The 13572-nt window shown below is 63.9% G+C and carries 14 protein-coding genes, 3 pseudogenes and 1 riboswitch; of the genes and pseudogenes, 12 read left to right on the top strand and 5 right to left on the bottom strand.

Annotated elements, in window-relative coordinates; all coding sequences use genetic code 11:
• The 6 genes from YO9_RS18600 to YO9_RS21730 form a co-directional block, all read left to right on the top strand.
• On the top strand, nt 1-205 hold a 205-nt coding region (locus YO9_RS18600; protein ID WP_396350771.1), incomplete at its 5' end, for a hypothetical protein.
• A 281-nt stretch (nt 206-486) separates the two neighbouring features.
• The gene (groL, locus tag YO9_RS0112795; RefSeq protein WP_016997841.1) at nt 487-2118 is read left to right on the top strand and encodes a chaperonin GroEL; all 1632 of its coding nucleotides are present in this window, start codon (nt 487-489) and stop codon (nt 2116-2118) included.
• A gap of 130 nt (nt 2119-2248) precedes the next feature.
• Nucleotides 2249-2737 carry an MgtC/SapB family protein gene (locus tag YO9_RS0112790; RefSeq protein ID WP_016997840.1) on the top strand — a complete coding sequence of 163 codons (489 nt, stop codon included), beginning with the start codon at nt 2249-2251 and terminating at the stop codon, nt 2735-2737.
• Nucleotides 2738-2740: 3 nt separating this feature from the next.
• Nucleotides 2741-2953, top strand: coding sequence for a hypothetical protein (locus YO9_RS18595; protein WP_016997839.1), 213 nt, complete (start codon nt 2741-2743; stop codon nt 2951-2953).
• A 40-nt stretch (nt 2954-2993) separates the two neighbouring features.
• On the top strand, nt 2994-3689 hold the full coding sequence (locus YO9_RS18590; protein ID WP_396350770.1) for a ribonuclease HI: 696 nt from the start codon (nt 2994-2996) through the stop codon (nt 3687-3689).
• Nucleotides 3690-3691: 2 nt separating this feature from the next.
• Nucleotides 3692-4018, top strand: a complete 327-nt coding sequence (locus YO9_RS21730; RefSeq protein ID WP_016997838.1) for a hypothetical protein — start codon at nt 3692-3694, stop codon at nt 4016-4018.
• 6 nt (nt 4019-4024) lie between these two features.
• Here YO9_RS21730 and YO9_RS0112775 read toward each other — a convergent pair whose 3' ends face one another.
• From YO9_RS0112775 to YO9_RS0112760, 4 genes and pseudogenes are all read right to left on the bottom strand, one after another.
• Nucleotides 4025-4315 (bottom strand): WXG100 family type VII secretion target, encoded by a 291-nt coding sequence (locus YO9_RS0112775; RefSeq protein WP_016997837.1) that lies wholly within the window; start codon nt 4313-4315, stop codon nt 4025-4027.
• Nucleotides 4316-4418: 103 nt separating this feature from the next.
• Nucleotides 4419-5840 (bottom strand): sensor histidine kinase, encoded by a 1422-nt coding sequence (locus tag YO9_RS0112770; protein WP_396350772.1) that lies wholly within the window; start codon nt 5838-5840, stop codon nt 4419-4421.
• Between the two features lie 55 nt (nt 5841-5895).
• Nucleotides 5896-6608: pseudogene (locus YO9_RS0112765) on the bottom strand (response regulator transcription factor).
• Nucleotides 6609-6694: 86 nt separating this feature from the next.
• Nucleotides 6695-6952 carry a hypothetical protein gene (locus YO9_RS0112760; protein ID WP_223286537.1) on the bottom strand — a complete coding sequence of 86 codons (258 nt, stop codon included), beginning with the start codon at nt 6950-6952 and terminating at the stop codon, nt 6695-6697.
• A 150-nt stretch (nt 6953-7102) separates the two neighbouring features.
• Between YO9_RS0112760 and YO9_RS0112755 the strand changes: the two are divergent.
• From YO9_RS0112755 to YO9_RS0112745, 3 genes and pseudogenes are all read left to right on the top strand, one after another.
• Nucleotides 7103-7485: pseudogene (locus tag YO9_RS0112755) on the top strand (cold-shock protein).
• Nucleotides 7478-8017 carry a DUF3027 domain-containing protein gene (locus YO9_RS0112750; RefSeq protein WP_016997832.1) on the top strand — a complete coding sequence of 180 codons (540 nt, stop codon included), beginning with the start codon at nt 7478-7480 and terminating at the stop codon, nt 8015-8017. Before YO9_RS0112755 ends, YO9_RS0112750 begins: the two are co-directional and overlap by 8 nt.
• 65 nt (nt 8018-8082) lie before the next feature.
• Nucleotides 8083-9312, top strand: a complete 1230-nt coding sequence (locus tag YO9_RS0112745; RefSeq protein WP_016997831.1) for an MFS transporter — start codon at nt 8083-8085, stop codon at nt 9310-9312.
• Between the two features lie 94 nt (nt 9313-9406).
• Here the strand turns inward: YO9_RS0112745 and serC are convergent.
• Nucleotides 9407-10536: pseudogene (serC, locus tag YO9_RS0112740) on the bottom strand (phosphoserine transaminase).
• A gap of 190 nt (nt 10537-10726) precedes the next feature.
• Between serC and YO9_RS0112735 the strand changes: the two are divergent.
• The 3 genes from YO9_RS0112735 (at nt 10727) to YO9_RS0112725 (ending at nt 13434) form a co-directional block, all read left to right on the top strand.
• Nucleotides 10727-11443 (top strand): metal-dependent transcriptional regulator, encoded by a 717-nt coding sequence (locus YO9_RS0112735; protein ID WP_016997830.1) that lies wholly within the window; start codon nt 10727-10729, stop codon nt 11441-11443.
• 329 nt (nt 11444-11772) lie between these two features.
• Nucleotides 11773-11939, top strand: a riboswitch (cyclic di-AMP (ydaO/yuaA leader).
• 5 nt (nt 11940-11944) lie between these two features.
• Nucleotides 11945-12616, top strand: coding sequence for a C40 family peptidase (locus tag YO9_RS0112730; protein ID WP_016997829.1), 672 nt, complete (start codon nt 11945-11947; stop codon nt 12614-12616).
• Between the two features lie 242 nt (nt 12617-12858).
• Nucleotides 12859-13434: a hypothetical protein gene (locus YO9_RS0112725; protein WP_016997828.1), complete on the top strand. Its 576-nt coding sequence runs from the start codon at nt 12859-12861 to the stop codon at nt 13432-13434.
• Nucleotides 13435-13572: the final 138 nt, after the last annotated feature.

Genomic DNA, 13572 nt, shown 5'->3' with positions numbered 1-13572 from the left:
CGCCCGAAGCACCGGTCGAGCCCCGGTCGTGCCCGAAGCACCTGCCGGTGAGCCTGGCGGTACGGACACCGGCGCAGTCGAGGGCACTCCCGGCGAGGCGGGTGCCCAGGAGCAAGCCGGTGCCGCTGACGTCACGACCGAGGGCGAAGCCGCTGTCACCGAACCGAGCGCGGCTGCTGCTGCCGCGCCCGGTCCCGGCCAGTAACCCAGTGGGCGTCTCCCACGTTTCAGCCCCGGACGAAACCTGAGTTTTCCTGACTCAAGACGTTTGCACTCTCCGTGGGCGAGTGCCAGTATTGACTTAGCACTCAGTTGAGTGGACTGCTAAACCCGGGTCCGGGTGACGCCCACACACACGATCGAGTGAAAACCATCCATCACGGTGAGGTGCGTTTCGCGCGGGTGAGGATCCGCACGAACCATCGTCCGTCGCGGGCATCGTGATGAACAGATTTGTTTGTCAACCGTCCAGGAGGGACGCAACACATGGCAAAGATGATCGCTTTTGACGAAGAGGCACGCCGCGGACTCGAGCGGGGTCTGAACACCCTGGCCGACGCCGTCAAGGTGACCCTTGGCCCGCGCGGACGCAACGTTGTTCTGGAGAAGGCCTGGGGCGCTCCCACCATCACCAACGATGGTGTGTCGATCGCCAAGGAAATCGAGCTCGAGGATCCGTACGAGAAGATCGGCGCCGAGCTCGTCAAGGAAGTTGCCAAGAAGACCGACGACATCGCCGGTGACGGCACCACCACGGCCACCGTGCTTGCACAGGCCCTGGTCAAGGAAGGCCTGCGCAACGTTGCCGCCGGTGCCGACCCGCTGTCGCTCAAGCGCGGTATCGAGAAGGCCGTTGCTGCCGTGACCGAGGAACTGCTGTCCTCGGCCAAGGAGATCGAGACTGAAGAAGAGATCGCTGCCACCGCATCGATCTCCGCCGCTGACCCCGAGATCGGCAAGCTCATTGCCGCAGCCATGGAGAAGGTCGGCAAGGAAGGCGTCATCACGGTCGAGGAGTCCAACACCTTTGGTCTGGACCTCGAACTGACCGAGGGTATGCGCTTCGACAAGGGCTACCTGTCCGGTTACTTCGTGACCGACGCTGACCGTCAGGAAGCGGTCCTCGAGGACCCCTACATCCTGATCGTCAACTCCAAGATCTCCAACGTGAAGGACCTGGTCCCCGTTCTGGAGAAGGTCATGCAGGCTTCCAAGCCGCTGCTGATCATCGCCGAGGACGTCGAGGGTGAGGCCCTGGCCATGCTCGTGCTGAACAAGATGCGCGGTGCCGTGAAGTCCGTGGCCGTCAAGGCTCCCGGTTTCGGTGACCGTCGTAAGGCTCAGCTGGCCGATATCGCCATCCTCACCGGTGGTCAGGTCATCACCGAAGAGGTCGGTCTGTCCCTGGAGTCCGCAACCCTGGATCTTCTGGGCACCGCCCGCAAGGTGGTCGTCACCAAGGACGAGACCACCATCGTCGACGGCGCTGGCACCCAGGAAGAGATCGAAGGCCGTGTGGCTCAGATCCGCGCCGAGATCGCCAACTCCGATTCCGACTACGACCGCGAGAAGCTGCAGGAGCGCCTGGCCAAGCTGGCCGGTGGTGTGGCAGTGCTCAAGGCCGGTGCCGCAACCGAGGTGGAGCTCAAGGAGCGCAAGCACCGCATCGAAGATGCCGTGCGTAACGCCAAGGCAGCGGTTGAAGAGGGCATCGTCGCCGGTGGTGGCGTGGCACTCATCCAGTCCGGTCAGAAGGCATTCGAGAAGCTGCAGTTGACCGGCGACGAAGCAACCGGCGCCAACATCGTCAAGGTTGCCATCGACGCACCGCTCAAGCAGATCGCCGCCAACGCGGGCATGGAGCCCGGCGTTGTCGTGGACAAGGTGCGCGGCCTGCCCACCGGACACGGCCTCAACGCCGCAACCGGTGAGTACACCGACCTGATGGCTGCGGGCATCAACGACCCGGTCAAGGTGACCCGCTCTGCACTGCAGAACGCGGCCTCCATTGCCGGACTGTTCCTCACCACCGAGGCAGTCGTTGCCGACAAGCCCGAGCCCGAGGCTCCCGCCGGTGCCGGCGCGGATCCCATGGGTGGCATGGGCGGCATGATGTAAGCAGTGCCCCCAGGGCACACTTGACCGCCACCGTGCGGTCCAGCCGAAACATAGCCCCCGGAACGCAGTTCAGCTGCGTTCCGGGGGTTTTGTCGTGCGCATATGATCGGACCTAAACAGGAGGTGCCCCGTGTGGGAGTTGGACGAAGAAGTCTGGGCTCAGGCCACCGCGGTGCTGCTCGCCTTCGGACTGTGCACCGTGGTGGGAGTGGAACGGCAACTCCGGCGCAAATCGGCCGGAATTCGCACCCACGCGCTGGTGGGCACGGGATCGGCCATTTTCACACTGGTTTCCGCGTACGGTTTCCACGCGCTTCCCGGAATCGAGCAGGGGCCCGGGGATCCTTCGCGCATCGCAGCGCAGGTGGTCACCGGAATCGGATTCTTGGGAGCGGGTGTCATCTTCCTGCACAAGGACGTGGTGCACGGACTGACCACGGCGGCGAGCGTGTGGGTGGCTGCCGCGGTGGGAATGGCCTGCGGGGCGGGGCTTTTTTCCTTGGCGGTTCTCGGTACGTTGATCCAGCTGTTCGTCTCGCTGGTGCTCAAACCGGTCTCCGCGTTCCTACTCAGGTTCCCGGCTCACAGGACCATCGAACTCCGCTATGAGGACGGCTAAGGAGTGCTGCGGTCCGTTCTCACCGCCGCCACGGAACTGGACCTGGCGGTCACGGTGCTGCGCACGGATCGGGTCTACACGAGCTCCGGGGCCCACGTGGTCATGGTGCTCAAGATGCTGGGGCGCACGGACGTGCATCGAGCCGTCGTGGAATTCTCCGAGGTGCCCGGCGTGATATCGGCTGCCGTGATGCCGGAACCGGAAGCGGACGAGTAGCGAGTTATTGCCTGTCGGAGTCGTTTGCAAAGATGATCGCATGACGATTATTGCTGCGGCGGACGGTTCTGCCCTGGGAAATCCCGGTCCTGCCGGCTGGGCCTGGTACATCGACGAGAGCTCGTGGCGGGCCGGTGGCTGGGACCACGGCACCAACAACATGGGTGAGCTCACCGCGGTGTTGAATCTGTTGGAATCCACGCGGCACATCGCGGACGAGCCGCTCAAGATCCTGTGCGACAGCCAGTACGTCATCAATTCCATCACCAAGTGGATGCCAGGGTGGAAGAAGAAGGGTTGGAAGAAGAAGGACGGTAAGCCCGTTCTCAACGTGGACATCATGAAGGCCCTGGACCGTGAAATGGCCGGACGCACCGTGGAGTTCGAATGGGTCAAGGGCCACGCGGGGCACGAACTCAACGAGGCCGCGGATGATCGTGCCCGCGCCATGGCCACCGCTTATCAAGCGGGGGACGCGCGACCCGATATGCCCGTGGGCCCGGGCTTCCGCGACCGTGACGGGTCGGTGCAGGCGGCACCGACTTCAGCGACGGTTCCAGCATCCGCACAGGCACAGGCACAGGCACAGGCACAGGCTTCGACCTGCGAAGTGAACCTCACGAAGAGCCCGACCTCTTCTCGGAGCTGTGGGACACCGATGAGGACTCGGTCCTTCATGACTCCGACGCGAGTGATCGCATCACCCGGGACGCGGAACCGGCCCAGCAGATCCTGACGTTGGAGACGGCGCTGCTGAAGCCGGAAACCGCCGAGGGGCCTCGCAGGGAACTGCTGCACGACGAATTCGAGTACGTGGCCCGTGACGGCTCGATCAATGGGGCACAGCGGTTCGTGACGGAGCTTCAGGGTTCCGGTGCGGATGCAGCCCCGGACCTCAGTCTCAGCAGCGCGGTTCCCTTGGGATCCACCGCCTACCATCACTCATACCGTCTCACGGACAGTTCCACAGTGACCCGGCGAAGCTCATTGTGGATCCGAGAGGACCACCACAACGAAATGGGGCCCTGGCTGCTCCGCTATCACCAGGTCACGACCGAGAACTGACCCCGCTCAGCCGGCGAACATGCGGGCGTTGGCGGCCTCGGTTTCTGCGTACTGGTTGCCGGCGGTCGTCAAGGCCTGGTTGATCTGTGCCATGGCCTGTTCCATCTGGGCCTGAGCAGCACGCCACGAGCGGAAAGCTTCCTGGAAGTTGGCGGACGCGGTACCGGTCCAGGAATTCTGCAGATCCGTGAGCGTTGAGGTCATGCCGTTGACCTCGCCGGTCAACCGTTCGATATGACCCTGGGCCTGTTGGGATTTTGCGGCAATGGTGTCGCTGTCGACCACGAACTGTGCCATGACTGTCTCCTTGCTGTCGGTGTGAGCTCCCGGAGTTCTCCGGGTGCTCACACCGTAGGCAGCTGGCCAGGTCATACCGGGGACGTGGGGGGCAACGGTGGATTCAGTCGACGGTCGGGGTGTTGTCCACAGGCTGACTGTGCGGGACCCGCACGGTGAAGGTCGCACCTCCGCCGGCGGTCTCCTCCAGTTTCACGGTGCCGTCGTGCTGTTCCACGATGGCCGCCACGATGGACAGCCCCAGGCCTGTGCCACCGGTCTCGCGCGTACGGGAGGAATCAGCCCGGTAGAAGCGTTCGAAAACGCGGTCGGCGTCGTCGCCGTGGATACCGGGGCCGTGGTCGCGGACCTGGAGTACTGCATTGGACTGGCCGTCCACGGTGGGTTCCAGGCCCACGGCCAATTCGAGGGGCGTGGCGGCCGGGGTGTACCGCAGGGCATTGGTCAGAAGATTGGCCACCACCTGGCGCAACTTGGCCTCGTCCCCGTAGGTCCATGCCTGTTCGGGGGTACTGTCCGCCAGACCGACCACTTGCACCACGCGATCGGGGGCGGTGGCGTGTGCGTCGGAGGCTGCGTCGTAGGCGAGGTGCAACAGGTCCATGTGCTGCATGGTGGCCGCCCGTCGCTCGTCGAGGCGGGCGAGCGTCAGCAGGTCTTCGACCAACTGGGTCATGCGCTTGGCCTCGGACTCGATCCGGTCCATGGCCTTGCCCACGTCCTCGGGATTCTGCAGGGCGCCGTGCCGGTAAAGCTCCGAGTACCCGCGGATGGACACCAACGGGGTGCGGAGTTCGTGCGAGGCATCGGCCACGAATCGGCGCAGCTTGGTCTCGGACCGGGTGCGCGCCTCGAAGGCGTCCTCGATGTGACCGAGCATCGCGTTGAGCGACATGGACAACTGACCGATCTCGGTTTGCGAGTTGTAACCCTCCATACGCTGCGACAGATCCCCCTCGGCGATCTGCGCGGCCGTGGATTCAACTTCGCGCAGGGGTGCGAAAGCCCTGGTGACCAGGACCCAACCCACCGCCATGGCCGCCAGAAGCGTGGCCATACCGAAACTGAAGGTCAGCAGGGACACCGCGGAGATGATGGAGTTGGTCCGATCAAGGGGCTGAGCAACCACCACGGACATGTCGTAGTGCTGAAGCTTGGCGGGCAGCACCCGCCATTTCCGTTCGGGTGCGCCGATGGCTGACACCGTGGTGGGCTGCAGATTGTGCGAAGCCACGTAGGAAAGATTCATGCCGCTGAGATCGGGCGCGGGACGGGTCGAGCTGGAATCCTGACTGTTCTCGGCGGCGGCAATCACATTGCCCTGAGCATCCAGCAGATACCCGGAGTGCGGCACGGGAGTGGCGATAGTGCCCTCCAAACCGTCCAGGAGCACCGTGGACACCGAGGTCACCGACTGGCGCAGTTCCTGATCCGTGTTGTCGACCAACGCGTCGCGCAGCACGGAAATGGCCACCAGCGAGGTCACGAGGATGCTGGTGGCCAGCAGCAGGCCCGTGAGGACCATGAGCTGCGAGCGCAGTGACGCGGAACGCCACTTGCGGGAAATCCCGGTCAAGGGATCAGTGGCGCTTGTCGGACGAGCGCAACAGGTACCCCACACCGCGCTTGGTGTGGATCAGCGGTGCCTGCTCGGGATCGTTGTCGATCTTGCGGCGCAGGTACGAGATGTAGGACTCCACGATCGAGGCGTCTCCGTTGAAGTCGTACTCCCACACGTGATCCAGGATCTGGGCCTTGGACAGCACACGGTTGGGGTTGAGCATCAGGTAGCGCAACAACTTGAATTCGGTGGGGGAGAGGTCGATCTCGCGATCCCCGCGGAACACCTCGTGGGCGTCATCGTCGAGGACCAGGTCGTCCACGTGCAGGCGGGAATCCTCTTCCTCGATGGGCTGGGTGCGGCGTAGCACGGCGCGGATGCGAGCGACCACCTCGTCCAGGCTGAAGGGCTTGGTCACGTAGTCGTCGCCGCCCACGGTCAGACCGGTGACCTTGTCATCCGTGTCGTCCTTGGCAGTGAGGAACAGGATGGGGAAGTGCCTTCCGGCAGCGCGCAACTTTCGGGTCACGGAGAATCCGTCCATGTCCGGGAGCATGACGTCCAGGACTGCCAGGTCCGGGTTCTCGGCCTCGGCCTTGAGCAGGCGTCCCGGCCGTTGGCGGCGGTCACCACGTCGAAGCCGGCGAAGCGCAGTGACGTTGCCAGCAGCTCAAGGATGTTGGGTTCGTCGTCTACGACGAGCAGTTTGGCTTCAGGAGTCTTGTCATTCACCGGGCCAGTATCTCGGAGTTTCCTGAGCACAGACTGAAGCATTTCCTGCCGTTATCTGGACGCTCTCGACGCCGCTCGGCCGGGGTTCAGCGGCGGCGTCGCCTGAGTGCGGTGCGAGCCAGCTCGATGCACATGAGCATGAAGGCCACCGGGAAGAAGATGGCGGGGAAAATGGTGAACCCGCCCCAGACGATCTGTCCCAAGAGCGCAGCAATCAGGACGATCACCAACGACACCGAGCTCAGGACCGCCAGGACCAAGGCGATGATCCCCACCGGTGAGAGATTGCCGATGCGGACCGGTCGGGCGGGCTGAGAACGTTCCTGGTGCGTGGGATCAGACATGATCACCAAGGTACCAATTCCGCTCACGCGGTGGGTGAACAGCGGCTTGGGCCACTCCGGCGAGAGGATAGACTCAAGAGTTCTTAGACGACCGTGAACGCCCCGCCCACCAGGGCCGGTAGCAAAACTAGAGAAACTGAGGTGATCCGCGTGCCCACGGGCAAAGTCAAGTGGTTCGATTCCGAGAAGGGTTTCGGCTTCCTGGCAACGGATGACGGGCAGGAAGTGTTCTTGCACTCCTCCGCCCTGCCGCAAGGCGTCACCACGGTGAAACCGGGAACCCGCATGGATTTCGGCATTGCCGCCGGACGCGTGGTGCCCAGGCGCTGTCCGCCACCGTCATCAGCAAGCCGCCGTCCGTCGCTCGCAACACCCGCAAGCCGGCCGAGGAAATGGCAGTTCTGACGGAAGACTTGATCCGGCTGCTGGACGACATGTCCAACGGGCTGCGCAAGGGCCGTTACCCGGACCGCGCCCACGGACACAAGATCGCCTCCATCCTTCGAACTGTGGCGGATGAGCTCGATGTCTGAGGAAACCACCGTTCAGCCAGGGGACACCGCCGAGGTCATGGAACAGCCCGCTGCGGTGGCAACCGCACGACGTCGCGCGCCCAAGCAGGACGCCACGCTCGCGCAAGCCGTTGAGCTCGCTCGCCAGGCCGTCATGGAATCCGCCGGTGCGGAGAACGTGGGCGAGCACCTGGGGATCGACGTGCACGAAGACCGTTTGCTGAGCCACCTCTTCGACTGCACGATGGCCGGGTACCCGGGATGGACCTGGTTCGCCACGGTGGCCCGAGCCCCACGGACCAAAGTGGTGACCGTGTGCGAGGTCGGACTGTTGGCCGGAGAGAAGTCACTGCTCGCCCCGGAATGGGTTCCGTGGGAGGAACGCATGCAGGCGGTCAAGGAGCAGAACGAAGAAGAGGAACAGGGAGATCAGGACTCCGAGGACGAGGGTGAGAGCCGTACGTCCGATGAATCCGAGTCCGGCGCTGATGCTCCCGAGGGGGACAACGCCACCGCAGCAGGCGCCGATGACCAGGACGAGGCGTCATCGTAAAACCGCCCTCGACCGCTGATGAAACCAACGAACGCCCCGACCCTGCGGAAACGCCGGGGACGGGGATGTTTCGTTCTCTGAGGATCCGCAACTACCGATTGTGGTTCACCGGGGCACTGGTTTCGAACATTGGCACGTGGATGCAGCGCACGGCGCAGTCCTGGTTGGTTTTCGACGAACTGACGGACCACGACGCCACCGCCATGGGTGTGGTCATGGCCCTGCAGTTCCTCCCGCAGCTCTTGCTGGCACCCTACGCCGGTGTCACGGCGGATCGCTACGACCGTCGCAAGATCCTTCTGGTGACCCAATCCCTCATGGGTGTGTTGGCCGCGGGTCTGGGACTCATGGTGCTGTTCGGTGTGGCCGATCTCGTCACCGTGTATGCGTTCGCCCTGGGGCTGGGCATTGTTGCGACCTTCGACGCCCCTGTGCGACAGACCTTCGTGTCGGAGATGGTTCCGGACACGCACCTGTCCAACGCCGTGGCCCTGAACTCCACGTCATTCAACTCCGCACGGTTGATCGGCCCGGCCGTGGCCGGCGTTCTGGTCGCTGCCATCGGCTCCGGCTGGGTGTTCCTGTTGAACACCGTGACGTTTGCGGCCATGATTGCCGCGATCCTGGCCATTGATGACAACCAATTACGGTTGATGCCCAAGACCAAGCGGGGCCGCGGACAGATCCGCGAGGGCATGGCGTACGTGGTGCACCGACCGGACCTGGTTGCGGTGATGGCCACGATCTTCATGATCGGTACGTTCGGCATGAACTTCGCGGTGTACCTGGCAGCCATGGCGGGTTCCGAGTTCGGTCGCGGGTCTCAAGAGTTCGGGGTGCTCAACTCGATGCTCGCGGTCGGCACGGTGACGGGTGCTCTGCTGGCTGCCAAACGTGCGAGGGCCCGACTTCGATTCTTGTTCGCGGGCTGCATTGCGTTCGCACTATCGACCCTGGGGGCAGCGACAGCGCCGTCCCTGCTGATTTTCGCCCTGTGGCTCATTCCCAGCGGAGTGTCGGCCATGACCATCATGACCACGGCCAACGCGTACGTTCAGTCCACTACGTCGCCGGTGATGCGTGGTCGAGTCATGAGTCTCTACATGGCCATCTTCATGGGAGGTACGCCCATCGGTGCGCCCGCGGTCGGTTGGCTCACCGACACCCTGGGCGCCCGCTGGGGCATGGGGTCGGCAGTAGCCGCGGGACTGATCGGTGCGGCTATTGGCGCATGGTTCTTCTGGCGGCTGCGCAAAGAACAAGGCCGGGTTCGAGAAGAGCCAACGGTCAAGTAGGCGAGCCGTATTAAGAAGGTGAGCGGGTGGCGTCGTGAATTACGACGCCGCCCGCTCACTTTTCGAATCCCGTGCACCTTCACAGGCTGCAGGGTCAGGACAGTGCGTTCTCCAGGGTCCAGTCGATGCACGCCAGCAGCGACTCAACGTCTGCCTCGGGCACCGACGCAAACGTGGCAATCCGCAGTTGATTCCGGCCGAGCTTGCGATAGGGATCCACGTCCACCACACCGTTGGCCCGCAGAACGGACAGCACGTGAGCGGTGTCCACGCTGTCGTCGAAATCAACGGTGCAGACCACGGGGGAGCGGTGCTCGGGGTCGGCCACGAACGGGGTGGCCACGGCGGTGCGCTCGGCCCAGTCGTACACGAGAGAGGACGTGGTGGCCGTGTGCGCGGAGGCCCACGCCATACCACCGTTGTCGTTGAGCCAGCGCACCTGCTCGTCGAGCATGACCAGACCGGCGAGGGCAGGGGTGTTGTACGTCTGGTTCTTGCGGGAGTTCTCCACCGCGGTGGACAGCGACAGCACATCGGGGATCCAGCGGTCCATTGTCGAGATCTCGGCAATGCGTTCCAGCGCGGCGGGGGAGACGGCAGCGAACCACACGCCGCCGTCGGAGCCGAAGTTCTTCTGCGGGGAGAAGTAGTAGACATCGGTCTGGCTGATGTCCACGTGCATTCCGCCCGCCGCCGACGTCGCGTCGATCACGGTGAGCGCGTCAGGGTCCGTTCCTGCCGGGCGGGTGACATCCATGATCACACCGGTCGACGTCTCGTTCTGGGGCCACGCGTAGACGTCCACGCCCTCGCGCGGTTCGGGACCTGCCGGGCGCGAACCCGGTTCTGCCCTCAGGATGTCGGAAGGGTCCAGATGCGGTGCTTGTCAGTCACCTGCGCGAACTTGGAACCGAACTCCCCGAACGAAAGGTGCTGAGCGTGGCGTCGTACCAAGCTGAACGCGGCGCTGTCCCAGAAGGTGCTCGCGCCACCCAAACCCAGGATGATCTCGTAGCCATCGGGGAGTCCAAAGAATTCGGAGAGCCCTTCGCGGATGTCTCCCACGAGATTGCGCACGGGGGCCTGTCGGTGTGAGGTGCCCAGGAGATTGGCTCCCGCATCGACCAGCGCGCTGACTTGCTCGGGTCGAACACGGGACGGACCCGCGCCAAAGCGCCCGTCCACGGGCAAGAGGGAAGCGGGAATGACAGGCAACTCGGACACGGATGCTCCTAGCGTGGTGGATCATTGAGGCAGTTCCCATTCTGCCCCCTCCGGGTTGGGGAAGACGCAGTGTGATGGAGCGGGTATACCTGTCGGAGTGGGCGGATATGCTTATCGTGAATCATTCACGAAACCCAGCATGAGAGCGCTCCCACTCAACGCGCACCCCAGTTTTCTCGAAGGATGGATTATGAGCGGCGATTTGATCGATACCACCGAGATGTATTTGCGCACTGTGCTCGAGCTCGAGGAAGAGGGCATCGTGCCCATGCGGGCCCGCATCGTGGAGCGCCTTCAGCACTCCGGGCCCACGGTTTCTCAGACCGTTTCGCGGATGGAACGGGACGGCCTATTAGTAGTGCTCAAGGACCGCTCCCTGTCGTTGACAGAGAGCGGGCGCGCCAAAGCTATCGAGGTCATGCGCAAGCACCGCTTGGCCGAACGACTGTTGGCAGATGTGGTGGGACTGGACATGGCTTATGTCCACGAGGAAGCCTGCCGCTGGGAGCACGTCATGAGTGAGCGGGTCGAACGGCGCCTCATGGCGCTGCTTGACGAACCCCGCTACTCGCCGTACGGAACGCCCATCCCCGGCATGGATGCCATCGGTGGCCCGCAGGTGGGCGACGAGCGGTTCAAGGGTATGAATCTGCTGGATGCGGCGACACAGGACCGGGAGGCCACGTTCACGGTGAGGCTGCTCCCTGAGGTCATTCAGGCAGATCAGGAACTGATCGAAACCCTCAGCTCCGCCGGCGTACTCAATGGCGCCCGCGTCAAGGTAGCGCCGTCCGAGACGGACGAGCAGCGGGTGCTGGTGACCGTCACGGACACCGGACACGGGGTTGACCTTGACCGCGTGAGCGCCAAGGCGATCCGCGTAGACCTCAACCAGGACCGTGTTTGATAACAATTTCGGGCTTGTCCCCGGATGTGTGGATCATCACGACATGTACTATGTGTGAGCCGTGTCACATACCCCCTAGTAGGTAATATCTACCCAGGTCGGAACGGGTTTATTGGGGTGAAATCACTCGCACTCCACGGCACAACGGGGGGCTGACAATGTATAAATTGCTACTAAATCACCCCTGATTGATCTATGCCTGCACTCGTTTCGTGACCTGTCGTAACCAAAACGTGACAATTTCGTTATCTGTCATGTACTGTTCTTCTCGTGCCGATCGCTGGTCGGATCGGCGCTCACATGCGTACCGCCTAGTTCTGCCATCGCGTGTGATCCGTACACACAATCCGCAAGGCAGAAGCGGGGGAACCAACTTCGGGCCCGTCAAGATTCTTGGGTCCTTGGGGTTAAGTCACACCGAAGCCACTGGCTGGAGTGCGGCCGGATGTCTCCCATCCGAACCCGACAGCTCACCTCGTAGGCGCAGGGAGGAAAACTAAAATGACTTTTGTTAAGAAGAGCTCTGCCCGCCACCGCGTCGAGACCAACTCGCACGCAGTCCGCAACACCTCCATCGCAGCAGCTGCTGCAGGCGTTGCAGTGGCCGGCATCGTTGCCCCGGCTCAGGCCAACAGCGGCATCATCGATCTGGGCAGCAACACCTCTTACGGCTACCAGTCCGTGTCCTCGCTCGATTCCTTGGGTGGCACCAGCTACTCCTGGACTTCCGAGGCCCCGGCTGCTGCACAGGCACCGGCCACTCCCGCTGCAGGCGGCGTGGCACAGGCTTCCAGCCACACCCAGCAGGACTCGGGCGTTTCCACCCAGTCCAACTCTTCCGCAAGCGGCATGGTGGGCACTGCCTACCAGGGCCTGGGCGGCGCTTACGTTTGGGGCGGCACCGGCTTCAAGGCTTGGGACTGCTCCGGCTTCACCCAGTGGGTTTACGCACAGCACGGCATCGACCTGCCCCGCGTGACCTGGGACCAGTTCGCCGCTGGCACCCCCACCTCAAACCCGCAGCCGGGTGACCTGGTTTCCCAGAACGGTGGCAACCACGTTGGTATCTACATCGGCAACGGCCAGATGATCTCCGCACTGAACCCCTCGCAGGGCACCGCAGTGCACTCCGTGAACGCTATGCAGCTGGACGGCTACTACACCTTCCGCTGATCCGCATGAGCTGGGCGGCGATCCAAGCGCCGCCCAGCATCTGCGCGTCTTGACGGGCACGTGCTCTGCCACAGCACCGTCAGTCGGGTCCCCCCATATGACCCCACTTATTTTCTGATCCCGGCACGACCGTGCCCCTCCGCTCACACTCTTGAATGATCGGCGTATGTCTCCATGCGCCCATTCCTCAGCACACTCCCGTGCCTGTGAGCGGTCCCCGAACGCGTAAGGAACTCTGACGTATGTCGCCCGAAACGAACACCCAGACTCGCGCCGGCCTCTTCGCCGGTAAGGCCCGCACCGTGGCCGCCGTTGCCGCTTTCTCCGGTTTGGCTCTCGCCACCACCGTCTCCGTGCAGGCAACCCAGAACGCTTCCGACGAGGCCCCCGCAGCCGTTGTGGCCGAGGCTCCCGCCGCCGAGCAGACCGTGACCGCTGAGCCGGCCGCCAAGTCCGATTCCTCCAAGGCTGAGAAGGCTGAGAAGAAGGAAGAGAAGGCAGCCCCGAAGGCTGAGGCTGCTCCCAAGGCTGAGGCAGCCCCCGCAGTTGTCGAGGCAGTGCCCGCTTCTGAGGTCGCTCCCGCCGCCGAGGCCCCCAAGGCTGAGGTTGCTCCGGCTGCTCAGGCTCCCGCCGCTGAAGCTGCTTCCATCAACGTTGCTCCCGCTTCCGAGAACGTGACCCCGATCGCTCCGGCTGCCGAGGCTCCCGCTGCTCAGGGCCGCCACGTTGCTCCGGCCAACGCTGAGACCCAGGCCCGCGAGGCTGCTGCGGCTCAGGAAGCCGGCGTTGCCTACCAGGCTCCCGCCGCTCCGGCTTGACCCCGCGTCCAACAACAACGCTGCTCCGGCCCCGGCTGCTGAGGCTCCCGCCGCTCCGGCTCCGGCCGCTGAGGCTCCCAAGCCGCTGCTGCTCCGGCCGCTCCGGCTGAGAAGCCCGCTACCGTGGCTCCGCAGTCC

Origin of the sequence: Kocuria atrinae C3-8 (assembly GCF_000286355.1) — a bacterium.
Taxonomy (GTDB): Bacteria; Actinomycetota; Actinomycetes; order Actinomycetales; family Micrococcaceae; genus Kocuria; species Kocuria atrinae_A.
Note: the sequence above shows the minus strand (reverse complement) of the source record. Positions and strands in the feature narration are given on the sequence as shown.

Excerpts from the sequence above, each read along its gene's own strand:
- YO9_RS0112750 (WP_016997832.1), top strand. The coding sequence starts at position 7,478 with ATGTCTGAGGAAACCACCGTTCAGCCAGGGGACACCGCCGAGGTCATG.
- YO9_RS18590 (WP_396350770.1), top strand. The coding sequence starts at position 2,994 with ATGACGATTATTGCTGCGGCGGACGGTTCTGCCCTGGGAAATCCCGGT.
- groL (WP_016997841.1), top strand. The coding sequence starts at position 487 with ATGGCAAAGATGATCGCTTTTGACGAAGAGGCACGCCGCGGACTCGAG.
- YO9_RS0112775 (WP_016997837.1), bottom strand. The coding sequence starts at position 4,315 with ATGGCACAGTTCGTGGTCGACAGCGACACCATTGCCGCAAAATCCCAA.
- YO9_RS0112770 (WP_396350772.1), bottom strand. The coding sequence starts at position 5,840 with ATGGTCCTCACGGGCCTGCTGCTGGCCACCAGCATCCTCGTGACCTCG.
- YO9_RS0112730 (WP_016997829.1), top strand. The coding sequence starts at position 11,945 with ATGACTTTTGTTAAGAAGAGCTCTGCCCGCCACCGCGTCGAGACCAAC.
- YO9_RS0112725 (WP_016997828.1), top strand. The coding sequence starts at position 12,859 with ATGTCGCCCGAAACGAACACCCAGACTCGCGCCGGCCTCTTCGCCGGT.
- YO9_RS0112745 (WP_016997831.1), top strand. The coding sequence starts at position 8,083 with ATGTTTCGTTCTCTGAGGATCCGCAACTACCGATTGTGGTTCACCGGG.
- YO9_RS0112735 (WP_016997830.1), top strand. The coding sequence starts at position 10,727 with ATGAGCGGCGATTTGATCGATACCACCGAGATGTATTTGCGCACTGTG.
- YO9_RS0112760 (WP_223286537.1), bottom strand. The coding sequence starts at position 6,952 with ATGTCTGATCCCACGCACCAGGAACGTTCTCAGCCCGCCCGACCGGTC.